The sequence below is a fragment of the Algibacter luteus genome (assembly GCF_030344935.1).
Classification (GTDB): domain Bacteria; phylum Bacteroidota; class Bacteroidia; order Flavobacteriales; family Flavobacteriaceae; genus Arenitalea; species Arenitalea lutea.
Window position 1 is genome coordinate 162724 of the sequence record NZ_CP128313.1, and the last position, 21397, is coordinate 184120.

22 protein-coding genes and 1 tRNA gene are annotated in these 21397 nt (G+C 33.6%); 8 read left to right on the top strand and 15 right to left on the bottom strand.

What is annotated here, in order from left to right; genetic code table 11:
• Positions 1–20 precede the first annotated feature (20 nt).
• The 3 genes from O5O44_RS00665 to O5O44_RS00675 are packed head-to-tail and all read right to left on the bottom strand — an operon-like array spanning position 21 to position 2838.
• A complete protein-coding gene (locus tag O5O44_RS00665; RefSeq protein WP_289195325.1) occupies positions 21–1337 on the bottom strand; it encodes an HTTM domain-containing protein in 1317 nt (438 codons plus the stop codon).
• Positions 1327–2262, bottom strand: coding sequence for a bifunctional riboflavin kinase/FAD synthetase (locus O5O44_RS00670; RefSeq protein WP_289195326.1), 936 nt, complete (start codon positions 2260–2262; stop codon positions 1327–1329). The genes O5O44_RS00665 and O5O44_RS00670 overlap by 11 nt, the downstream gene beginning before the upstream one ends.
• Before the next feature lie 57 nt (positions 2263–2319).
• Positions 2320–2838 (bottom strand): hypothetical protein, encoded by a 519-nt coding sequence (locus O5O44_RS00675; RefSeq protein ID WP_289195327.1) that lies wholly within the window; start codon positions 2836–2838, stop codon positions 2320–2322.
• Between the two features lie 154 nt (positions 2839–2992).
• On the opposite strand from O5O44_RS00675, the gene O5O44_RS00680 reads away from it, so the two are divergent.
• Positions 2993–5971 carry a reprolysin-like metallopeptidase gene (locus tag O5O44_RS00680; protein WP_289195328.1) on the top strand — a complete coding sequence of 993 codons (2979 nt, stop codon included), beginning with the start codon at positions 2993–2995 and terminating at the stop codon, positions 5969–5971.
• A 28-nt stretch (positions 5972–5999) separates the two neighbouring features.
• On the opposite strand, the gene pth is transcribed toward O5O44_RS00680, so the two are convergent.
• The 3 genes from pth to O5O44_RS00695 all read right to left on the bottom strand — a co-directional run bounded on the left by pth (position 6000) and on the right by O5O44_RS00695 (position 8511).
• Entirely contained in the window at positions 6000–6626 is a 627-nt protein-coding gene (gene pth, locus O5O44_RS00685; RefSeq protein WP_289196454.1) for an aminoacyl-tRNA hydrolase, read from the bottom strand.
• Positions 6627–6873: 247 nt separating this feature from the next.
• On the bottom strand, positions 6874–7524 hold the full coding sequence (locus O5O44_RS00690) for a 50S ribosomal protein L25/general stress protein Ctc (RefSeq protein ID WP_019386807.1): 651 nt from the start codon (positions 7522–7524) through the stop codon (positions 6874–6876).
• Between the two features lie 45 nt (positions 7525–7569).
• Positions 7570–8511: a ribose-phosphate pyrophosphokinase gene (locus O5O44_RS00695; RefSeq protein ID WP_019386808.1), complete on the bottom strand. Its 942-nt coding sequence runs from the start codon at positions 8509–8511 to the stop codon at positions 7570–7572.
• Positions 8512–8655: 144 nt separating this feature from the next.
• On the opposite strand from O5O44_RS00695, the gene O5O44_RS00700 reads away from it, so the two are divergent.
• The 5 genes from O5O44_RS00700 to O5O44_RS00720 all read left to right on the top strand — a co-directional run bounded on the left by O5O44_RS00700 (position 8656) and on the right by O5O44_RS00720 (position 11917).
• Positions 8656–8737 (top strand) — tRNA-Leu (locus O5O44_RS00700).
• Positions 8738–8917: 180 nt separating this feature from the next.
• Positions 8918–9775 (top strand): YicC/YloC family endoribonuclease, encoded by an 858-nt coding sequence (locus O5O44_RS00705; RefSeq protein ID WP_289195329.1) that lies wholly within the window; start codon positions 8918–8920, stop codon positions 9773–9775.
• A gap of 53 nt (positions 9776–9828) precedes the next feature.
• Positions 9829–10413: a guanylate kinase gene (gene gmk, locus O5O44_RS00710; protein ID WP_019386818.1), complete on the top strand. Its 585-nt coding sequence runs from the start codon at positions 9829–9831 to the stop codon at positions 10411–10413.
• Positions 10414–10422: 9 nt separating this feature from the next.
• Positions 10423–11001, top strand: coding sequence for a nicotinate (nicotinamide) nucleotide adenylyltransferase (nadD, locus tag O5O44_RS00715; RefSeq protein WP_289195330.1), 579 nt, complete (start codon positions 10423–10425; stop codon positions 10999–11001).
• A gap of 64 nt (positions 11002–11065) precedes the next feature.
• Positions 11066–11917 carry a mechanosensitive ion channel family protein gene (locus O5O44_RS00720; protein ID WP_289195331.1) on the top strand — a complete coding sequence of 284 codons (852 nt, stop codon included), beginning with the start codon at positions 11066–11068 and terminating at the stop codon, positions 11915–11917.
• An 85-nt stretch (positions 11918–12002) separates the two neighbouring features.
• On the opposite strand, the gene lysM is transcribed toward O5O44_RS00720, so the two are convergent.
• The 3 genes from lysM to O5O44_RS00735 all read right to left on the bottom strand — a co-directional run bounded on the left by lysM (position 12003) and on the right by O5O44_RS00735 (position 14114).
• Positions 12003–12500: a peptidoglycan-binding protein LysM gene (lysM, locus tag O5O44_RS00725; RefSeq protein WP_289195332.1), complete on the bottom strand. Its 498-nt coding sequence runs from the start codon at positions 12498–12500 to the stop codon at positions 12003–12005.
• A gap of 150 nt (positions 12501–12650) precedes the next feature.
• Positions 12651–12998, bottom strand: a complete 348-nt coding sequence (locus tag O5O44_RS00730) for a hypothetical protein (protein ID WP_289195333.1) — start codon at positions 12996–12998, stop codon at positions 12651–12653.
• A gap of 165 nt (positions 12999–13163) precedes the next feature.
• Positions 13164–14114, bottom strand: a complete 951-nt coding sequence (locus O5O44_RS00735; RefSeq protein ID WP_019386823.1) for a hypothetical protein — start codon at positions 14112–14114, stop codon at positions 13164–13166.
• A gap of 211 nt (positions 14115–14325) precedes the next feature.
• Between O5O44_RS00735 and O5O44_RS00740 the strand changes: the two genes are divergently transcribed.
• Complete coding sequence (locus tag O5O44_RS00740; protein ID WP_289195334.1) at positions 14326–15327, top strand: NAD(P)H-dependent glycerol-3-phosphate dehydrogenase; 1002 nt, start codon at positions 14326–14328, stop codon at positions 15325–15327.
• Positions 15328–15451: 124 nt separating this feature from the next.
• On the opposite strand, the gene O5O44_RS00745 is transcribed toward O5O44_RS00740, so the two are convergent.
• The 3 genes from O5O44_RS00745 to O5O44_RS00755 form a co-directional block, all read right to left on the bottom strand.
• Positions 15452–15847: a hypothetical protein gene (locus tag O5O44_RS00745; RefSeq protein WP_289195335.1), complete on the bottom strand. Its 396-nt coding sequence runs from the start codon at positions 15845–15847 to the stop codon at positions 15452–15454.
• Position 15848: 1 nt separating this feature from the next.
• On the bottom strand, positions 15849–16868 hold the full coding sequence (gene pheS, locus O5O44_RS00750; protein ID WP_289195336.1) for a phenylalanine--tRNA ligase subunit alpha: 1020 nt from the start codon (positions 16866–16868) through the stop codon (positions 15849–15851).
• 139 nt (positions 16869–17007) lie between these two features.
• Complete coding sequence (locus O5O44_RS00755) at positions 17008–17364, bottom strand: hypothetical protein (RefSeq protein ID WP_289195337.1); 357 nt, start codon at positions 17362–17364, stop codon at positions 17008–17010.
• Between the two features lie 75 nt (positions 17365–17439).
• Between O5O44_RS00755 and O5O44_RS00760 the strand changes: the two genes are divergently transcribed.
• Complete coding sequence (locus O5O44_RS00760) at positions 17440–17955, top strand: CvpA family protein (RefSeq protein WP_019386828.1); 516 nt, start codon at positions 17440–17442, stop codon at positions 17953–17955.
• Between the two features lie 57 nt (positions 17956–18012).
• On the opposite strand, the gene O5O44_RS00765 is transcribed toward O5O44_RS00760, so the two are convergent.
• The 3 genes from O5O44_RS00765 to O5O44_RS00775 all read right to left on the bottom strand — a co-directional run bounded on the left by O5O44_RS00765 (position 18013) and on the right by O5O44_RS00775 (position 21383).
• Complete coding sequence (locus tag O5O44_RS00765; RefSeq protein WP_289195338.1) at positions 18013–19875, bottom strand: SulP family inorganic anion transporter; 1863 nt, start codon at positions 19873–19875, stop codon at positions 18013–18015.
• Between the two features lie 187 nt (positions 19876–20062).
• Positions 20063–20746, bottom strand: coding sequence for a DUF2490 domain-containing protein (locus O5O44_RS00770; protein ID WP_289195339.1), 684 nt, complete (start codon positions 20744–20746; stop codon positions 20063–20065).
• Between the two features lie 7 nt (positions 20747–20753).
• Entirely contained in the window at positions 20754–21383 is a 630-nt protein-coding gene (locus tag O5O44_RS00775) for a carbonic anhydrase family protein (RefSeq protein ID WP_019386831.1), read from the bottom strand.
• Positions 21384–21397 lie beyond the last annotated feature (14 nt).

A 21397-nucleotide genomic window follows, 5' to 3' on the forward strand; every position in this document is an offset into this window, starting at 1 on the left:
TTAAGGAATTGAATATATAATTAGTCTTCTTTTGAAGGTAAAATCCAATCGCAATGTTTAAAAACATTCCAGGGTACATTTGCTAAATCAACTTCAGGATCAATAAGCGTTTTATAAGGCTTTCCATTCACACTTACTTTGCTATTTACATAAACCGAAACATCTTCTCCTCTATTTTTAAAATCTTCTTTTAGGTGTTGTGCAAATTGCCAAATCACATCTGGTTTGGTACTTGCCGTTCGTTTTTGTTTGGGACTTAAATAATTATCAAGATTTATATTCATGCGTTTTCCAGTCTCTTTGTTTTGAACCCAATACGTTGTATGTCCGTTTTTTACTCGAAGCATCATCCGCCATGATAAACGATGGCCCTCTTCCGTCCAAAGTACATTATCTTCAATAAAATAATGCCTTAACGGTAAGCCTATTTGAATTACAAAATAAATGACAAAACCTAAAATTAAAGGCGTTTTATATTTGGGAATAATTACCGTTTCTGAGTTGTAATACGGTTTATTTTTTAAGAATATTTTTTGAATACTACTTGAAGGAAAAAAGAATAACGAAAATGCCAAAGCTAAATACGGAAAAATACCAATTTGAAATATGAACGAATTGAATAGATGAAAGAAAATTGAAACTATAAAAGCATATTTTCTGGTAGGTTTGAAAAGCAATAAGGGTACAATTAAACCATCAAACAAAATACCTCCATAAGCCAAAACATAGTGCAACCAATCTTGCTGAAGTAAATCTCCAACAAGCATATAATCTCTTTTGGCAGTCATCATTAGCTTGATAACTGAAGCATCTAACCAATCTGGGTAAAATTTAGCTAATGAAGCATAGCTGTAAACAATAAAAAGTTGCAAAATAATTACCCAACTACACCATTGTGGCATGGAAAAACTCTTTAGTTTCGGGTTTAATTTAACATCCAAAGATGCGTATTTATGAGCTGGCAGAAATACCATTAAACCACTTAATAGCATCAATAAGTAGTAATGATTGTTGTATGATGATTTTTGCATTAAATACGTTGCAGACCACATTACAGTGAACATTACCATACTAAATCGATACCTGTAACCTAGCATGATAAACAACCCAAAAACACCCATTATGGCGTAATAATAATACATGCCGTTTCCTGGTAAAGGCTGTAAAAATTCAAATCCTATAAAATTAAACGTGAAATCAGGTTCAACTAAAGTGCGCTTAACCCAGCCCGTAAATATGGCACCTACAGATTCCAAAAAACAAAGTAAGCCGAAGCATATCCTGAAAACAATTAAAGCAGAATTATCGATATGTTTAAATAATGCCTTATTGAGCATTTTGGTTTGAAATAAATTTCAATGCCGATTCCTTATCTTTTGCAAGCTGAAGTTTAAGTGCTTCGATAGATTCGAATTTTTCTTCATCGCGTATCCTATCAAGCAACTCTATCTCAATAGTTTTTCCATAAATATCTTTATCAAAATCAAAAAAATGAACCTCAATGGTTTGCATACTTCCATTAACGGTTGGATTCATACCAATATTCATCATACCATAAACAAGTTTATCGCTTATAATTGATTTTACAATGTAAGAACCTTGTTTTGGAATAATTTTATAATCTTCCGTAATCTCAATATTTGCCGTTGGATAATCTATTTGTTTACCCAAGCCTTTGCCTTTAGTAACTTTACCAGTAAGCATAAAATGATAGCCTAAATAATCGTTAGCCTTTTTAATATCGCCTTCAGTTATGGCTGTTCTTATTTTTGTTGAGCTTACCGCAACATCGTCAATATCTTGAGCTGAAATTTCTTCAACCTCAAATCCAAAAGCCTCTCCATAAACTTTTAAATCATTAATATCGGCATTTCTGTTTCTTCCAAATCTGTGGTCGTAGCCAATAATAACTTTTTTTGCTTTAAGCTTTTCTACCAAAATGTCTTTTACAAAATCTTCAGCTGAAAGTCTTGAAAACTGGTGTGTGAATTTTTTAATGACTAGAAAATCGAGTCCCATATTTTTTAAAATACCATGGCGCTCATCAATGGTATTTATTAATTTTATGTTGGAATCTTTTTGCAAAACCATTCTTGGATGCGGGAAGAATGTTAATATTACAGACTTTAATCCTTCTTCTTTTCCTGTATTTATTAAACGCTGAATAATTTTTTGATGCCCAATATGCACACCATCAAAAGTGCCGATGGTTACAACGGTTGGTTTATCTGGTAAAGTATTTAGATTATGCTTTGTTTTCAAGCTTTTTATTTTTAAACAAAACTAGGTATAATGTCTTTTAAAACAAACAATAAACCTTTATTGTAGACTGAAATTGTAATTTATTTTGTTAATAATTTGTGGTACTTCATCTATTATAAAACTGAGATTTATTTGATAGTCTTTTTCAGAAATTTTAATAACCTTTAATTTCCCTTTATTTATTTTATAAAAACCCGTTTGCCCCTTACAATAACACCATCTCGCAAAAAACAGATTTTCATTTTTTAAATTTTCCGTTTCAATTTCAGGGTTGTTTTTATCTAATTCTATGTACAATTCTTCTCTATAACTACTATCCTGTAAATTAATATCATTATTTTTTTTGTATTCAAATTTAGCCACTAAGGTGTTGCCTGGAACAATTTCAGGGTAAATACTTCCTAAATGATCTGTTTTATTTTTAAGTGCAGAGTTTTCTAGAATTTCGAAAGTGCAAACACCGTCTTCAGGGCACAACATAGTCGTTACATCACCTGTTTTCTCTGAGGTTAAGTTACTTTTTGCTTTACAAGAAACGAAGCAAATAATAAGATAAAAGGCATAAAAATACTTCATAAACAAATATATGTAAATTTAAAATGACTCATTATTTTTTGCAATTGATACATTTAGAGCCTATTTTTATCAAGCCTTAAAAAAATAACCCCATATTGCTATGAGACTTTTTACTAAGAAAAATTGTTTTTACCTACTGTTGTTTTCATTTATAATGTCAGCTGCTTTTTCCCAAAACAAGCAAGAAATTTGGACTAAAATTTCAAAAGATGAAGCTATAGTTGGAAAAAAAGTAGTGAGAAAAACTGAACCAAACGCATCAGTATATTTTCAATTAAATGTTGAACAATTAAAAAATACGCTGGCATTTGCTTCAAAAAGTGTAAAATCCAACAAGAAACAGAGTCAAACCGTCCAATTTCCTAATAGTGATGGAGGCTTTGATACTTTTGAAGTTCAAGAATCTTCAATCTTAGAACCTGCATTTCAAAAAAAACACCCGGAAATTAGAACTTATATTGGAAAAAACACACAAAACCCTTCATCTATAATTAGTTTTAGTATCACACCACAAGGGTTGCATGCTATGACTCTGTCGTCAAAAAAAGGCATTCAATTTATAGACCCTTACACCAAAAACAACTCCTATATTGTTTATAACAAAGGCGATCTTCCTGCATTAAAAAAAGAATTTGAATGCTTAGTTCCAGATGATATGATTGCTGCTAGAGACGTTAGCAAAAGTGCTATGGCTTTTAAAAACCCTAGCGACAGCGCTTTACGAACTTTTAATTTAGCGCTCGCCTCAACGGTAGAATATTCTCAATTTCATTGGGAAGCAGCAGGTTTAACAGGATTTGATTCGGTAGAAGATAGAAAAGCAGCTGTATTAGCTGCCATGGTAGTTACTATGAATCGTGTAAACACCATTTTTCAAAGAGATTTAGCGATAAAAATGACTTTGGTAGACAATACCAATATCATATTTATTTTATCGGATTCTTTTTCAAATGATAATGCCAGTGCTTTAATTAATGAAAGTCAACAAGAAATTGATGCCGCGGCAACCTCAACACCATTTAGTTATGATATTGGACATACGTTTAGTACAGGTGGTGGTGGTTTAGCTTCCTTAAATTCTCCTTGTGTTGCAAGTAGAAAAGCTATGGGCATTACAGGATCACCAAATCCTGTTGGAGATGCTTATGATATTGATTATGTAGCTCATGAAATGGGACATCAATTTGGTGCGCCTCATACCTTTAATGGAGATGCAGGGAGTTGTAGTGGCAATAGAACTGCAGATAACGCTTATGAACCTGGAAGTGGATCAACAATAATGGCTTATGCGGGTATTTGTGCTCCTCAAAATATACAATTTAATGGTGATGCTTACTTTCATCAAAAGAGTATTCAAATGATTTGGGATAATATCACAACTGGGCTTAGTACCTGCGGTACGCAAACCACACTATCGAATAATGCGCCAGTAGCCAATGCGGGGCCAAATTATACTATTCCAATTTCTACGGCATTTAAACTCGTTGGTGACTCCTCTGATCCTGATGGAACAGCAGGACATACTTATACTTGGGAACAATACGATCTTGGTCCTGCAGGACTTCCAGAAGAAACAAATACTACAGGTCCACTAGTACGCTCATTTGAAGGCACAACTAATCCCGTTAGAAATATTCCTGTTTTTGCCGATTATATTGCTGCAGGTGGCTCTACTGCTTGGGAAAAAATTCCATCTGTTAATCGCACTATGACTTTTGCCCTTACTGTTAGGGATAATGATGTTGTTGGTGCTAATGGCGGTGGACAAACAGCCGTAGATTTTGTTGACATTACAGTGAATAGTACAGACCCATTTGCAGTTGTAAATCCGGTGTCTTGGGCACAAGGTTCAACACAAAATATTGAATGGATTGTTGGACAATCTGCTGATGTTGGCACTATTAATTGTCAATTAGTGAACATTAAATTATCCACAGACGGCGGATTAACATTTCCAACTACCATTGCTTCAAACACCCCTAACGACGGCTCGTTTTCGTATGTAGTGCCAACCATTTCAGACACAGCAACTGCAAGAATACTTATTGAAGCCGCAGATAATATTTTCTACGACGTGTCAGACTTTGATTTTTCTATTTCCAGCAATCCTGATTTTTTTATTGGTAATGAAACTCTAACACCTATAAACTGTGATGAAACTACTGTAGTTTATAATTTTGACTATTTTGCTGTAAACGGTTTTACGGAAACGACAGTGTTTAGTGCTTCTGGAATTCCAGGTAGTGGTACTGCAACTTTTTCTCCTACTAGCCGAAGTACCACTGGTAATGTAACATTAACCATTAGTAATTTAGATGGTGTTTCGCCAAACAATTACTTTATTAATATAATTGGTACTGCACCTTCTGAAACTAAAAACAGAACAATAGACTTACCTTTCTTTAATAGTGTTTGTACATCTGCCGGAAATACAACTTATCAAACAAGTACAACTTATGTAGAGTTTGGCGATATCATGCAAGTTTCTGGGAAACCTTCTGGCTATTCTAATTACAGCGGAACTCCAACCGATGCAAATAGAGATAGTTCATACAGTTTAAGTGTACGTGTAAATACAGACCCTAGCGATGGCGCCTATACCACGAACACCAAAGCATGGATAGACTGGAACCATAATTGTGAATTTGATGCAGGTGAAGAATATGATTTGGGCGATGCTTTTAATGTTGCCGATGGACTAACTGGTAATTCGCCACTAAGTATCACCATACCAAATGATGCCGCTTTAGGCACAACCGTAATGCGAATTACTACAAAATATAAAGATGATGGTTTACCAGGTTCATGTGAAAATGGTTTTGATGGTGAAGTTGAAGATTATGCCATTAATGTGATGCCTACACTTTCTGTAAATACTTTTGGTTTTGAAAATTTTGTTGTTTATCCGAACCCAAATAAAGGGGAGTTTACTATAAAATTGAATGGTAGCTTAACAAATAAAATAAAGGTTGACCTTGTTGATTTAAGAGGAAGAGTTATTTATAACAATATATTTGATGAAAGCGGCGATTTAGAAGAAACTGTTCGTTTAAAAAACATACAATCTGGTATGTATATTTTAAATGTTAGTGATGGCTTACGACAATCAATTAAAAAAATTATTATAGAATAAAAAAAAGAGGCTTTAAAGCCTCTTTTTTTTATTTACCATTAAATGCATTCATGGTGTTATTAATGCCTGAAAGCGCAAATGATTTAATAAGTTCTACTCCTATATCCAGGCGTTCTTTAAGTTTATCGTTTTCTTCGGTTGTCCATTCACCTAGAACATAATCTACTTGTCTACCTTTACTAAAAGCATCACTAATTCCGAACCTAAACCTATTATATTTGGTTGTGTTTAATTTGTCTTGAATGTCTTTTAAACCATTATGTCCGCCATCACTTCCTTTTGTTTTTACGCGAATGCTTCCAAAAGGTAAATTTAAATCGTCTGTTACTACTAAAAGATTTTCTAAAGGAATTTTCTCTTTTGTTAACCAATACAGAACTGCCTTACCGCTTAAGTTCATATAGGTACTTGGTTTTAAAAACACAAAAGTTCTTCCTTTTAAATTGTAAGTTGCAACGTCTCCTAATTTATCAGTAGTAAAGGTAATATCTTCTTGCTTCGCAAAATAATCTAGTACTTTAAAGCCTATATTGTGGCGTGTGTTTTCATACTTCTCGCCAATATTACCTAAACCTACAATCAAAAATTTTTTCATAGGGTCTTGTTCTTCTAATTGATTTTTCTTTTTAAATAAATTTGACAAAAACTGCCACATGCTTTTCTTATTTTGAAGCAAAAATACATTAAACATGCCAAAAACATGTTGCTTAAATTATTTCTGGCTAGATTGCCCGCGTTAGGGATAGCAGTGGAAAGCCCGCAGCTAAGCGAGAACTTGTAACGAATAGCCCGACCCCTTTGGGGTAACCTGCCTGCCGGCAGGCTGGCGTCCCAAAATTTAATTATAAAAAAAGCATCCTGAAAATGTCAGAATGCTTTTATATTTTATTAGAGAATATGTTCTATTCTTGAGCTGCTGGTGCTTCTGCGCCTTCTGCTGCTGGAGTTTCTGCTCCTTCAGCTGCTTCTGCTCCTTCTTCTTCTTCCTCTTCTTCATCTGCAATAGCTACTCTTGATGTTCTAACTGCGGCTACAACTGTTGCATCTGGGTGAAGAATAGTGTATTTATCGCTTGGTAAATCGCCTACTGCGATTTTATCACCAATTTTTAATGGTGTAATATCTACTTCGATAAAATCTGGTAAATTAGCAGGAAGTGCTTTAATACGCAATTTTCTGTAAGGTCTTCTTAAAACACCTCCATTTTTAACACCTCTTGAGTTACCTACCACGTTTACAGGAATATTTAAAGCAATTTCTTTATCTTCAAATAATTGATAGAAATCTACGTGTAAAATTCTGTCTGTTACTGGGTGAAATTGAATGTCTTGTAATACGGCATTTAATTTATCGCCATTATCTAAAGCAATCACAACTGTATGCGCATTTGGTGTGTATACAAGTTTAGAGAAAGCTAATTCAGGTGCAGAGAAATGCACTGGCTTATCTCCTCCGTATAGTACGCAAGGAACCTGACCAGCATTACGTAAGGCTTTTGTTGCTTTTTTGCCCACGCTTTCTCTTTGAGATCCGTTGATTGTAATTGATTTCATAATTGTTTTTATTGTTATTTAATTATTATTCTTTATTAAAGTGATTTACATCACAAATTGTGAACTAATAGATTGATTATTATGCACTTTATCCATAACCTCGGCAAATAAATCTGCACAACTTAAAACTTTAACTTTATCGCTTAAAGGTTTAACCGGAATAGAATCTGTAACTATTAATTCTTCTAATTTTGAATTATTAATATTATCGTAAGCTTTACCAGATAATATAGGGTGTGTACAAATAGCTCTTACACTTAAAGCACCACGCTCCATCATTAAATCGGCAGCTTTTGTTAACGTTCCTGCGGTATCAACCATATCATCTACCAACACCACATTTTTACCCTCTACATTTCCAATAAGTTCCATGTGCGAAATTATATTCGCTTTAGCACGTTGCTTGTAACAAATAACTACATCGCTTTGTAATGCTTTTGAATAAGCATAAGCTCTTTTAGAACCTCCCATATCTGGCGATGCAATGGTTAAATTATCTAAGTTTAAACTTTTTAAGTATGGCAAAAAGATTGTTGACGCAAATAAATGATCTACAGGTTTTTCAAAAAACCCTTGAATTTGATCTGCATGTAAATCCATTGTTATAATTCGTGTCGCCCCTGCAGCTTCCAGCATTTTTGCTACTAACTTAGCAGCAATTGGCACACGAGGTTTGTCTTTTCTATCTTGTCTGGCCCATCCGAAATAAGGTAGCACTGCCGTAATATGTCTTGCCGATGCGCGTTTAGCAGCATCAATCATTAACAACATTTCCATTAAATTTTCGGGTCCTGGATTGGTAGAACCAATAATGAAAATACGAGTCCCTCTTATCGATTCTTCGTAAGACGGTTGAAACTCTCCATCACTATATGTTGACGTGATGACGTTACCTAATTTAGCACCAAAAGCTTTAGCAATTTTTTTACCCAGAACTCTACTTTGAGTACATGCAAAAATTTTAGCTTCGGTTATTACAATTGGCATAGTTAACTTGTTGTTTTTTAGTGCAAAAGCACACCTTATTTTAAACGAGGTGCAAATTTATACATTTATTTTAACCTAAAAAGGATATTGACTAGTATTTTTATACGTAATATCGAAAAAATCTATATTTTTGCTGTCCGATTAGCTCAAGTGGCGGAATTGGTAGACGCGCTGGATTCAAAATCCAGTTTCTTCGGAAGTGTGGGTTCGATTCCCACCTTGAGTACAAAAGGCTTAAACAAATTCGTTTAAGCCTTTTATTTTAATTCATCTACTTTTAATGGATTCTAAAGAATTACCTGTTTTAAAATCCAACTTTTGAGTTTAAAATGTTATTTTTAGCAACAGTTAAACACTTAAGTTTCTTACAGTTTTAACTACCTTTGCGAACTTAATACACACATTTATGATATATTCAATGACAGGTTATGGGAAATCTGTTTTGCAATTACCAACAAAGAAAATAACAATAGAGTTAAAATCTTTAAATAGTAAAAATTTAGATTTAAATGCTAGAATGCCTTCCATTTATCGTGAAAAAGAATTAGCTATTAGAAAAATTCTTGCCGATAAATTAGTACGTGGAAAAATAGATTTTTCAATTTATGTTGAAGCCACAGCTGAAGATACGTCCTCGCAAATTAACACCCCTGCAGTAAAGCAATACATTGAACAATTAAGACAAGTTGTTGATGGTGACGACATGGATTTATTAAAAATGGCTGTTCGCTTTCCTGATGCACTTAATACCGTAAGAGAAGAAATTGATGAAACCGAATGGAAAGCCATTCAAAGTGAAATTAATAACGCTATTGATGAATTAAATAGCTATCGTTTAAATGAAGGTAAAGTGCTAGAGCAAGATTTCAACAATCGCATTATTGCTATTGACGAAATACTTGAAAAAGTAATTGCCATGGATCCTGAACGTGTTGAAGGGGTTAGAGAACGTTTACTTAAAGGCGTAGAAGAGTTAAGAGAAAAATATGATGAAAACAGATTTGAACAAGAACTCGTGTATTACATTGAAAAATTTGATATTACCGAAGAAAAAGTGCGTTTAAAAAACCATTTGAATTACTTTACTGAATCGATAAACTCTGACGATTCTAACGGAAAAAAATTAGGTTTTATTAGTCAAGAAATAGGAAGAGAAATAAATACCATAGGCTCTAAAAGTAATTATGCACCAATGCAACAATTGGTGGTTCAAATGAAAGATGAGTTAGAAAAAATTAAGGAACAATTATTGAATGTACTCTAATCTATATACTAGTACTAAATGTAAGTATTCAATAAAACTGATAAGTATTAATAGTGAAAGAACAAAAAAAACAAGGTAAACTCATCGTATTTTCGGCACCATCAGGCTCTGGAAAAACTACTATTGTTAGACATTTGTTAGGTATTGAAGAATTAAACTTAGAATTCTCAATTTCTGCAACTTCAAGAGAAAAGCGAGGCAACGAAATAGAAGGAAAAGACTATTATTTTCTTACCGCGAAAGCCTTTAAAAATAAAATAAAAAACGATGAATTTTTAGAGTGGGAAGAAGTGTATCGCGACAATTTTTATGGCACTTTAAAAACCGAAGTAGAACGTATTTGGGCTTTAGGTAAAAACGTGATTTTTGATATTGATGTTTCTGGAGGTTTACGAATTAAACGAAAATTCCCTGAAGAAACCTTAGCTATTTTTGTTAAACCACCAAGTATTGATGAATTGAAAATACGTTTGAAAAAACGTAAAACTGAAAGTGAAGACAAAATTAATATGCGTGTTGCAAAAGCTTCTGCAGAATTAGCCACCGCCCCTTTATTCGATACCATAATTGTTAATGATAATTTAGAAAAAGCCCTAGAAGAAGCAAAGCAGCAAGTGGATGCTTTTATAAATTCTTAAAACGGAAACATGAAAATCGGACTGTATTTTGGCTCCTTTAACCCTATTCATATTGGGCATTTGGTTATTGCTAACCATTTGGCAGAATACAGCGATTTAGACCAAATATGGTTTGTAGTTACACCACATAACCCTTTTAAAAAGAAAAATAGCCTTCTGGACAATTACCAACGTTTGGAAATGGTTTATCTAGCTACTAAAGATTACGCGAAACTAAAACCTAGCGATATAGAGTTTAACTTACCACAACCAAATTACACCGTAAACACCTTAGCTTATTTGCAAGATAAACATCCAGACCACGAGTTTGCGTTAATAATGGGCGAGGATAATTTAAAGAGTTTCCATAAGTGGAAAAATTATCAGGTTATTCTCGAAAATCATCATATTTACGTTTACCCAAGAATTACCAAAAATATTGAAGCATCTCAATTTGATGGTCACGAAAAAATTCATGCTATCGATGCACCAATTATGGAACTTTCTTCAACTTTTATACGAAAAGCTATTAAAGCTGGTAAAAATGTAGAACCTATGCTTCCAAAAAACGTTTGGGAATATTTAGATGAGATGAATTTTTATCGATAATCGAAACTAAATTCATCAAAACTAAATTATATTAGCTATACTTTATATAGCAATACAATAAAACATGGAAACACTCAAGGAGTTTTTAGAAATTGAGCTCATTAGCATAGGTGAAAATAAGATTCAGGTTTACACTATAGTTGTTATTTTACTAATTTTCCTTTTTACAAAATTAACGCTCTGGTTAATTAAAAAAGCGCTATTTCGTAAACGTCGATTTAGAAATTTGCAACGAGGTAGTGTTTATGCCTTATTTCAAATTATTAAATATGTAATTTGGGTCATTGCCATTGGGCTTATGCTCGAAACTATTGGGGTTAAAGTGACCGTACTTTTGGCTGGTTCTGCAGCATTATTAGTTGGTATCGGGTTAGGCTTACAACAAACCTTTAACGATATTATTTCAGGTATTATTTTACTTTCAGAACAATCCATAAAAATAGATGATGTTTTAGATATCGATGGGGATATTGTTAAGATTCAATCGATAGGACTAAGAACATCAAAGGCGTTAAATACCGATGATGTTTCCATTATAATTCCCAATTCATTAATTACAACTAATAAGGTTATAAACTGGAGCCATCAAACCATGAAAACACGCTTTAGAATTGATGTAGGCGTTGCTTACGGCTGCGACATTGACTTGGTTATAAAAATTTTGGAAGAATGCGCATTTGAACATCCAGATATTTCAGGCAGAGAATCAACCGAAGCCCGATTAGTCAATTTTGGAAATTCCTCATTAGATTTTCAGGTCTTGTTTTTTAGTCAAAATATATTTCGAATAAGTAAGGTGAAAAGCGATATACGCCGAAAGATAAGTCAGAAATTTGCTGAACACAACATCACTATCCCATTCCCGCAAATGGATGTGCATGTAAAATCAAATGTAACAGCAAATCCACCTGATTAAATTCAAGAATCGGCAAAAAAAAACCAACTCTTTCAAGTTGGTTTTCGAACATAACATAATTAGCTATTAATTAGGTTCTCATGTTCTAATCTAAAGTTGGGATTCTTAATACTTGCCCAGGATAAATTTTATCTGGATGGGTAAGCATTGGTTTATTCGCGTCGAATATAACAGGGTATTTCATCGCGTTACCATAATGTTTTTTTGCAATTTTACCTAAAGTATCACCTCTTACTACGGTGTGAAATTGTGCTGCTGGCTCTTCATGCTCAACAGTCATCTGGTCATCTACAGTTGATATTCCATTAGAGTTTCCAACAACTAAAACCACTTTTTCTCTTGTTGCTTGATCATAAGCTAAGCCTGTAATTTTAGCCGCGTCATCATCAATAAATATGTGTAAATTTTCAACATTCAGTTGTAAATCTGTAATTGTTTCTTCTAGTTTTCTTGCGGCAGCCTCTTCTAATTTTACTTCTTTTGCCGCAGCTTCAGCTACAGCTACCGCAGTTTCTTCTGCATCAGTTTTGCCAATACCAAAAACTTTGGCTCCGGCATTTTTTATAAATGAAAATAGTCCCATTTTTATAATTTGTTTTAAGGGTTAATACTTTTAAGACACAATAATTTCTATTTGGTCACAATCAAAATCTTTTGAAATAAAATAAACCTCTTGAAGTTTTCTTCATACCATGAATCATTAGCTGTTTCAGGGTCTTATTTAAATTTAGAATTAATTTTCAACTAAGCTATCCGCACTTGAAACCATATGAAATTGTGCTAAGGTTTCCTGGTCTTCTACAATTATCTGGTCGTTAACAGTTGATATACCAAATGTTCCTCCTATTATTAAAATCACCTTATTTTTTGTAGCAATATCACATACCAACCCTGAAACTGAAACAATATCCTCTACGACATTAATCTTTAGTTCTTCTACTTGTATACATAAGTCGTTGATTGATGCTTCTAGTTTTCTGGCGAGAACCTCGTTCAATTCTAAATCATTGGCAATACCTTCAGTTTTGTCAAAATCAATCAGTTTAACGCCACTATTTTTATTAAATGAATATAATCCCATTTTACAATATTTGCTATAGACTTTTACTTATAGGAAACACTAAGTTCTATTTAGTCACAAAAAAAAATTAGATTAAAAAAAGAAACCGCCTAAAGCAAGTTGCTTTAAACGGTTTCTAAACTAAATAACCAACCAAAATTATTAGTGAATAATCACTTTTTATTTTTAAACCTTTCGAGTATTTTCCCTAGGGTTTGCTACTTTATCTTTTCTTTGCTTACGCAATTTATCCGATTGTACTTTTTCTTTTTTCGTACCACTTTCAGATTTTAAATATTGAATATATCCTCTACCTTCAAATTCATAAACCGTTTCAGATGACGGATGAAACAATTCAATCTTTCCGTCATTTATAACGCTCAATTCAAAATATTCATTGCCTAAATAATCATAATCTAATGTTAAAGTTTTTAAGTAGGCATCACCATACACATCTCCTACGCCATACACCCCTGTGTAATCCCAATATAAGTTGTTCGCATTTATTCCGGTATCATCTTGAGAGCTTCTAAAAGTAGAATCGTTTCCGCCAGCTAAAAACTGTAAATAATTTTCATTATCAAACTCATTTATAGCACCATATTCACTGGTATACGTTTTTTCCCAAGCTTCATATTCTTGTAAGAAATAATGAATATTGTCGTAGAAAACAAAATCGTAGTCAAAATTATTTCTTTGGTAACCATCTAAAAAGTACGAGGTATCGTTGTTTGGATTATACAATTCAATAGTATTATAATCTATTTCATAAACATCAAAAGTTGAAAACCCGTCAATATCATGATACACATCTAAAATGTTTTCATAAGCGTTATACTCACCAACATCAATCCCAAAGCCATCACCATTAGCACCTAATCCTGCAATATTGTTATTAGCATACACAACACCATTAATAAATGACACCGTAAATGCTTTTTGTAAAAACGGGGTTTCTCCATAACCAAGTGTGCTGTTAATATCAACATACCAAAGCTCGTGCGAGCGTAATAATTGATTTAAAGAAATTGTAGGTTCATCAACATAAGCAAAATCATCTACCACGACTTCAGTATAACACGAAGTAAAAAGGGTTGCTGTTAATGCAAAACTTAAAAGTATTTTTATCGTTTTCATAATATATCATTTTAGGGTTCTTAGTACTAAGGTTTCAAAACACGTGCCAAAAACGAAATAGAGGTATTATTAAGACTTATTCAAGTGGTTCATTTTTAGCAAGACTCCCATTGTTTTTGCGCTTATGAAGCCGATATTTATTCTTTTGCACCTCGGTTCTTAAAATGGAAAAATAATTATGTATTTTTGAAATAGAAAACGATTTAAATCTATGGATAAACCTCTAAAATATGCGGTTTTTGGCGCAGGAAGTTGGGCTACAGCAATTGTAAAAATGCTTTGCGAAAATTTAGATGAAATTGGTTGGTATATGCGTAGTGTTTATACCAAAGAGCATTTGTTAAGAGAGCAGCACAATCCTAATTATTTAAGTTCTGTAGAATTTCACTTAGAGCAACTTAAACTAAGTAATGATATTAATGAAATTGCTACTTATGCCGATGTTTTAATTTTTGCAATTCCTTCGGCGTTTATGCACAGTGAATTGGAAAAGCTAACAGTAGATATTTCAAACAAAATTATAGTTTCTGCAGTAAAAGGTATAATGCCTGAAACAGGGCTTTTAGTTGGTGAACATTTTCATGAAGCCTATAACATTCCTTTTGATAACATTGCAGTAATTGCTGGCCCTTGTCATGCCGAAGAGGTTGCCCTAGAGCGTTTATCTTATTTAACTATTTCCTGTTCCGATCAGGAAAAAGCAAAACAAATTGCTAAGAATCTGTCTAGCGATTATATAAAAACTAAAATAAGCGACGATATTATTGGCATTGAATACGCCGTAATGCTTAAAAACATTTACGCCATAGCAGCAGGAATTGCGCACGGTTTAGGTTATGGCGACAACTTTCAAAGTGTTTTAATGAGTAATTCTATTCGTGAAATGAAACGCTTTATTAAAAAACGCCATAAAATGAAACGCAACATCAATAATTCGGCTTACTTGGGCGATTTATTGGTAACGGGTTACTCGGTATTTTCTCGAAACCGTATGTTTGGAAACATGATTGGTAAAGGCTACACTGTAAAATCGGCCCAAATGGAAATGAGTATGGTTGCCGAAGGGTATTATGCCACTAAAAGTGCCCATTTACTGCATGAAAAAAATGCAAAAAAAGCGCAAATTCCAATTATAAACGCAGTTTATGAGATTTTATACGAAAATAAAGATCCTAAAAAAGTGTTTAAAAAATTGACCGAGAAGTTAGATTAGAATAATTTGGGCGCCTGCCTGCCGGCAGGCAGGTTACCCAAAAAGGGTCGGGCTTTCACAAGTCGCTCTCTGCGAGGAGCTCCAACAATTGCTCAATCCCTAACGCGGGCCATCCTGCCAAAGTCTATTTTACCAAAACTCCTTTTGCATCCATCAAAGGCACTGATTGTAATGCTTTTAAATTAATCGTATTTTTTCTAAACGTGTAAGTTTTATCAAACATGGTGTTTCCTTCAAAAAAAGACACTTTAAATGTGTTATTTAACGCAAAAAGCTCTTCTTGCATCAGCTCTATTTTGGCATAACTTTTTTTAGGCAGTGTGTCTAATTTCTTTCTAAAAACAGAAGTTGTTTTATTTTCAGAATAACCGCTGGTAACAATAAGAATCATAACTAAGTCTACATTCTTATCATTAATTATGTATGCGTTCCAATCTTGAGTTTTATAAACGTCATTATACTCATTAACCACCGCTATATAAACGTCCTCAACTTTTGGTATATGGATGTCTTTTTTCAATCTAAAGAGCGCTTTTAAATTGCTCTAAAAAACGCACATCATTTTCACTTAACAAGCGAATATCACCTATTTGATGTAATAACATGGCAATTCGGTCTATACCCATACCAAAGGCAAAACCTGTGAATTCTTTAGAGTCTATGCCACAGTTTTCTAAAACATTAGGGTCTACCATTCCACATCCCATAATTTCTAACCATCCTGTTCCTTTTGTAATGCGGTAATCTATTTCGGTTTCTAAGCCCCAATACACATCTACTTCTGCACTTGGTTCTGTAAACGGGAAATAAGACGGACGCAAACGAATTTTACTTTTTCCAAACATTTCGGTGGTAAAGTGTTGAAGCGTTTGTTTTAAATCTGCAAAACTCACGTCTTTATCAATATACAAACCTTCTACCTGATGGAAAAAACAGTGTGATCGTGCTGATATGGCTTCGTTTCTGTAAACTCGACCTGGAGATATGGTTCTTATTGGTGGTTTATTATTTTCCATATAACGCACTTGCACAGAACTGGTGTGAGTACGTAATAAAATATCTGGATTGGTTTGAATAAAAAAGGTATCCTGCATATCGCGCGCTGGATGATACTCCGGAAGGTTTAAGGCTGTAAAATTATGCCAATCGTCTTCTATTTCTGGACCCTCGCTTACATTAAAACCTATGCGAGAAAAGATATCTATTATTTGATTTTTTACAATTGAAATTGGGTGACGCGCTCCTATTTGAATAGGCTCTCCTGGGCGCGATAAATCGCCGTAAACACCTATTACTTCTTCTTTACTCTCCAGCTCTTCTTTTAAAGCGTTAACTTTATCTTCGGCAGTTTTTTTAAGTTTATTAATGGTTTGACCAAATTCCTTTTTCTGGTCGTTTGCCACATTTTTAAACTCAGCAAAAAATTCGTTTAATAATCCTTTTTTACCTAAGTATTTTATACGAAACGCTTCTACCTCTTCTTTGGATTGGGCTTTAAATGCTTCGGCTTCTGCTATGAGTTGGTTTATCTTATCTATCATGACCTTTTACAAAATGATGGCAAATTTACTATTTTTTACGTGAACTGCGTTAGGGATTGAAAAGGAAATCCTTTTTATGAGGCACGATTAAAAAGATTGGAATGAAAAGCCCGACCCTTGTGGTAACGCCCAAATTATTTTAAATGATATACTCGGTTTCTAGAAAATAGCTTACAATAGCCTCTTTCATTAAAACACTTTGCTCGCCCGCTTTTAAATGTGGTAAGGCCTCTAAGGTTTTATAATGTGGCCAACCATCGTTATCTACAAAATCGAGTTCGTAATAACCATACGGCATTAACAACTTGCAAATGGCAATGTGCATGAGGTCTAGCTTTTGGTCTTTTTTAAAAGTTCGGTTTAACTGTCCTAATTCTTGTACACCGATTAAATAAATAATGGCATCGAGATCGAGAGTTTCTCCATCTGCAAATTGGTTGGATAGCTTTTTTACCAAAAGCTCCCAGCGTTCTTTTAATTGTTCGTCTCTTGCCATAATATTTATTAGGTTGCAAAGTTAATAAACCATATTGTGACTATTATTTTATATTTGTTGAAATTGTAATTAATTATGGGAGTTATAGACATTGTTTTAGGTGCATTAGTTTTATTTGGTTTAGTAAGAGGTTTTATGAAAGGTCTTTTTGTTGAAGTTGCCTCGTTAGTGGCTCTTTTAGCAGGAGTTTACGGCGCCATACATTTTAGTAATTTTGCTGCCGAATTTTTACAAAACAAAACCGATTGGTCTGACAAAACCGTGAATATTACCGCTTTTGCTATTACGTTTGTTGTTATTGTTTTAGCGATTGGTCTTGCTGGAAAAGCACTTACTAAATTAGCAGACTTTGCTGCTTTAGGTATTATAAATAAGTTGGCCGGTGGTGTTTTTGGTGCATTAAAAATTGCTTTAATTTTAAGTGTGGTTTTAAATATATTTGACAAACTGAATAATACGATCCCTTTTTTAGATGAAGATACGAAGAGGGATTCTGCTTTTTACGAACCTGTAAAATCCGTATTTCCGATGATATTTCCGGATTTATTGACGCCAAAAGAAGAAGCTGAAAACCCTGAAACTGAAGCATAAAAAAACCACTCTTTTGGAGTGGTATTATGTTAGTCTAAATGATAAATTTCCTTATGTTTAATACACGTCTTTTACATTTGCTTTTACCCAAGCGATACATTCCTTAAAAGAATCGAAAATATGTTCATAAGGAATTAAATCTGGAATAATATCAATACGTTCCATCATATATTTAGGTTGTCTAAGCAATCCAACAAAAAGGACTTCTATATTCTTTTTATTTAAATCTTGTAGCATGTCTTCCATTGCATATAACCCTGATTGGTCCATATATTGCATACGACCTAATCTGATAATTACTGTACTTGCTGTATCCGGAATTTGTGCTGTTAATTGCTGAAATTCGCTAGTAGAACCAAAAAATAATGGCCCTTTAATATGCTTTATGAATACTTCTTCTTTTAAATTGGTTGGAAAGCCTTTTTCATCTGCCCAAGCTTCTTCTTTTAGTGGTTTAACATCACTACGTTCAGCAGTTAAATCGCCTATTTTTTTCATAAACATTAATGAGGCTATTATCAAACCAATTCCTACAGCGTAAACAAGATTCCAGAACGTTGAAAGCAATAATACGACCAGCATAATTAAAACTTCCGAACTCATTTTAAACGGCCCTAATTTTATATCTCTAGGTAAACTTGGTATGGCTTTTAATCCTTTATAATCCATAACCCCAATACCAACGGTAATTAAAATACCGGCTAATACAGCCGCCGGAATTTGTGATGCAATAGGACCTAGACCTAAAAGTATAATTAAGAGCATAACACCTGCTATCATTCCTGATAATTTGGTTTTACCACCAGAAGTGATATTTACCACCGTTCTAATAGTTGCCCCAGCACCTGGAATACCGCCAAAAACAGCAGCAATACTATTACCAATACCTTGACCCACTAATTCTTTATTTGGTTTGTGCTTAGTTTTCGTCATATTATCTGCAACTACACTGGTTAATAAAGAGTCAATAGCCCCTAATAATGCCAATGTAAGTGCTGTAAAAATATAAGGAGTTATACTGCCTAACTTAAAACTGGTAAATATTTCTAAATTGGGTATGGGTAGCCCACTTGGAATTTCTTCAATTGGCCTGTATTCTAATCCAAAACCAACTGCAATTCCAGACATGACTACTAATGCCACCAATGTGCTAGGTACCGCTTTAGTGATTCTTTTAAACCCATAAATAATTATAATCGTTCCCAACGCCAGTATAAGTTCTAACCAATTAATATGTTGTAACGCTCTTGGAAGTGCTTTTATAGCACCTAATGCTCCTGAAGCTTCCTTTGCCGCCAGAGTTTGAGATTCTTTCAAAATATCTGCTTGCGATATTTTTTCAGCTCTATCAATAGTTTCTTTAAAATTTTCTAAAACTAAAATTCCTTCTCCTGCTTCTTCTTTCAAAATATTCTCAAGAATAACTTCTTCTGCTTGCGGTTTAAAAGTTTCTACAAACGCAGCATCTTCTTTAGGATAATAACCTAATGAAGGTAAAATTTGAGTCAATAAAATAATAACACCAATGGCTGTCATGAACCCAGAAACCACGGGATAGGGTATGTACCTTATATATTTACCTAGACCTAATATCCCTAAACCTATTTGCATAAGTCCTGCTAATAAGAATACCGTTAAAATTACGGGTAACGCTTTTGTGATATCGCCATCATTTACAGCTATAATTCCTGCAATTACCACCATACTTACGGCGGTCATTGGTGCAGTAGGACCAGAAATTTGAGTAGCTGTACCACCAAAAAGCGCAGCAAAGAAACTTATAAAAATGGCTCCATAGAGCCCTGCCGTTGGACCTAACCCAGATGATACACCAAATGCTAATGCCAACGGTAATGCAACAATACCAGCTGTAATTCCACCAAAAGCATCGCCTTTTATATTCGAGAATAAATTTTTCATTTGATAAATTTTAGTGTTTTATTAAGTGAAATATTTTCGTTCACAACCTCGCCATTCTTCCAAACTCGATTGATATAACGCATTTCATTACTGAAATTTAATATTAATTTTCTAAGTTAATTGTTATTGAGGCAAAAAAAAAGCTATTACCAAAGTATTAGCTTTTTAATTCTGTCTTAATTCTTTTCTAGAAGTTTACAAAGGTTAAGATATTAAACTGATCTCGACTACTGGTTTCAAAAAACTGATTCATATATCCAGCTTCAACTCTTATGTTTTTGTTGATGTTATAGCCTATGCCACCATAAAACCTGTTTCTGTCGAAAACTGATGATTTGGTATTCAAAAATATTTCATTATAAGCTGAGAAGTACAATTTACTGGTTTGATCTTCACTTACACAAAAAGGTACATTTAGCCCTAAAAAATAACGCCATCTCATTTTAAAATCCGATTCTACAAATCGTTGTTCAAATCGATATCGGTGTTGTAGTGAAAACTTATTAAAATTTTGTTTTGTAATAAATTGTTGGAATATACGGTGTTCGTTTACCGAAATTTTTTCATCTGTATTGCCTAAATAGTTTTCAGAAAGTATATAACCGTAACCCAGTAAAAGATTGTTTTTACTATTGTTGAATGTATAACCTAAACCTGTTCTTAGAAGCAGTTGTTCTAAGTCGCCAATGGCATTATAATTTCTATATTGAACTTCGTGGTGTAGATTCCAATTATTGTTTAATTTTTTGTTACCAATATAAATAAGCCAATTACCAAAATTACTATCTTGAGATTGGGCATAAATTGGCAGCATCAACACCATAGTTAATGCTACCAGATTTACTTTAATGTTTAGAATATAGTTTACCATTTAAATGCTATTCGTAAAAATCAACGGCTCCTGTATTAATATCATACATAGCACCTATAATTTTTATCTCGCCATTTTTTTCCATCTCAGATAGAACAGGACTTTCTTGATGTATTCTTTCAATAGTTAATTCTACATTCTTTTTTGCAACAGAATCTACGAAATCTAAATTCTTAGAGTTTCTTAAACTTGCGTCTTTAGGTTCTGGCGTTGCTTTTACCGCTGGTGTTATTTTTTCGATTAGCTTAGTAAGGTTTCCTAATTTCGCATCGTCGCAAGCACCTTTTACTGCGCCACAAGCAGTATGCCCTAATACAACAATAAGCTTTGTGCCCGCCAATTTACAAGCAAATTCCATGCTTCCTAAAATATCCTCGTTTACAAAGTTACCCGCAATACGAACACTGAAAATATCGCCTAAACCTTGGTCGAATACCAATTCTGCGGATACTCTTGAATCTATACAACTTAAAATGGTAGCAAAAGGGAATTGCCCATCGCTAGTATCATTTACTTGCTCTAATAGATTTCTGTTAGCCTTTAGGTTTTGTTGAAATCTTAAGTTCCCTTCTTTTAAAAATCGAATTGACTTCTCGGGAGTCATGGTGGCTTGTGTTTCTCTAGTATGTGCTTTCATAATGAATTATTTGT

Bases quoted from the DNA above. Each gene is read 5' to 3' on its own strand.
- O5O44_RS00665 (WP_289195325.1), bottom strand. From the start codon at position 1,337: ATGCTCAATAAGGCATTATTTAAACATATCGATAATTCTGCTTTAATT.
- O5O44_RS00675 (WP_289195327.1), bottom strand. From the start codon at position 2,838: ATGAAGTATTTTTATGCCTTTTATCTTATTATTTGCTTCGTTTCTTGT.
- O5O44_RS00680 (WP_289195328.1), top strand. From the start codon at position 2,993: ATGTCAGCTGCTTTTTCCCAAAACAAGCAAGAAATTTGGACTAAAATT.
- pth (WP_289196454.1), bottom strand. From the start codon at position 6,626: ATGTGGCAGTTTTTGTCAAATTTATTTAAAAAGAAAAATCAATTAGAA.
- O5O44_RS00690 (WP_019386807.1), bottom strand. From the start codon at position 7,524: ATGAAATCAATTACAATCAACGGATCTCAAAGAGAAAGCGTGGGCAAA.
- O5O44_RS00695 (WP_019386808.1), bottom strand. From the start codon at position 8,511: ATGCCAATTGTAATAACCGAAGCTAAAATTTTTGCATGTACTCAAAGT.
- O5O44_RS00705 (WP_289195329.1), top strand. From the start codon at position 8,918: ATGATATATTCAATGACAGGTTATGGGAAATCTGTTTTGCAATTACCA.
- nadD (WP_289195330.1), top strand. From the start codon at position 10,423: ATGAAAATCGGACTGTATTTTGGCTCCTTTAACCCTATTCATATTGGG.
- O5O44_RS00720 (WP_289195331.1), top strand. From the start codon at position 11,066: ATGGAAACACTCAAGGAGTTTTTAGAAATTGAGCTCATTAGCATAGGT.
- lysM (WP_289195332.1), bottom strand. From the start codon at position 12,500: ATGGGACTATTTTCATTTATAAAAAATGCCGGAGCCAAAGTTTTTGGT.
- O5O44_RS00730 (WP_289195333.1), bottom strand. From the start codon at position 12,998: ATGGGATTATATTCATTTAATAAAAATAGTGGCGTTAAACTGATTGAT.
- O5O44_RS00735 (WP_019386823.1), bottom strand. From the start codon at position 14,114: ATGAAAACGATAAAAATACTTTTAAGTTTTGCATTAACAGCAACCCTT.
- O5O44_RS00740 (WP_289195334.1), top strand. From the start codon at position 14,326: ATGGATAAACCTCTAAAATATGCGGTTTTTGGCGCAGGAAGTTGGGCT.
- pheS (WP_289195336.1), bottom strand. From the start codon at position 16,868: ATGATAGATAAGATAAACCAACTCATAGCAGAAGCCGAAGCATTTAAA.
- O5O44_RS00755 (WP_289195337.1), bottom strand. From the start codon at position 17,364: ATGGCAAGAGACGAACAATTAAAAGAACGCTGGGAGCTTTTGGTAAAA.
- O5O44_RS00760 (WP_019386828.1), top strand. From the start codon at position 17,440: ATGGGAGTTATAGACATTGTTTTAGGTGCATTAGTTTTATTTGGTTTA.
- O5O44_RS00765 (WP_289195338.1), bottom strand. From the start codon at position 19,875: ATGAAAAATTTATTCTCGAATATAAAAGGCGATGCTTTTGGTGGAATT.
- O5O44_RS00770 (WP_289195339.1), bottom strand. From the start codon at position 20,746: ATGGTAAACTATATTCTAAACATTAAAGTAAATCTGGTAGCATTAACT.
- O5O44_RS00775 (WP_019386831.1), bottom strand. From the start codon at position 21,383: ATGAAAGCACATACTAGAGAAACACAAGCCACCATGACTCCCGAGAAG.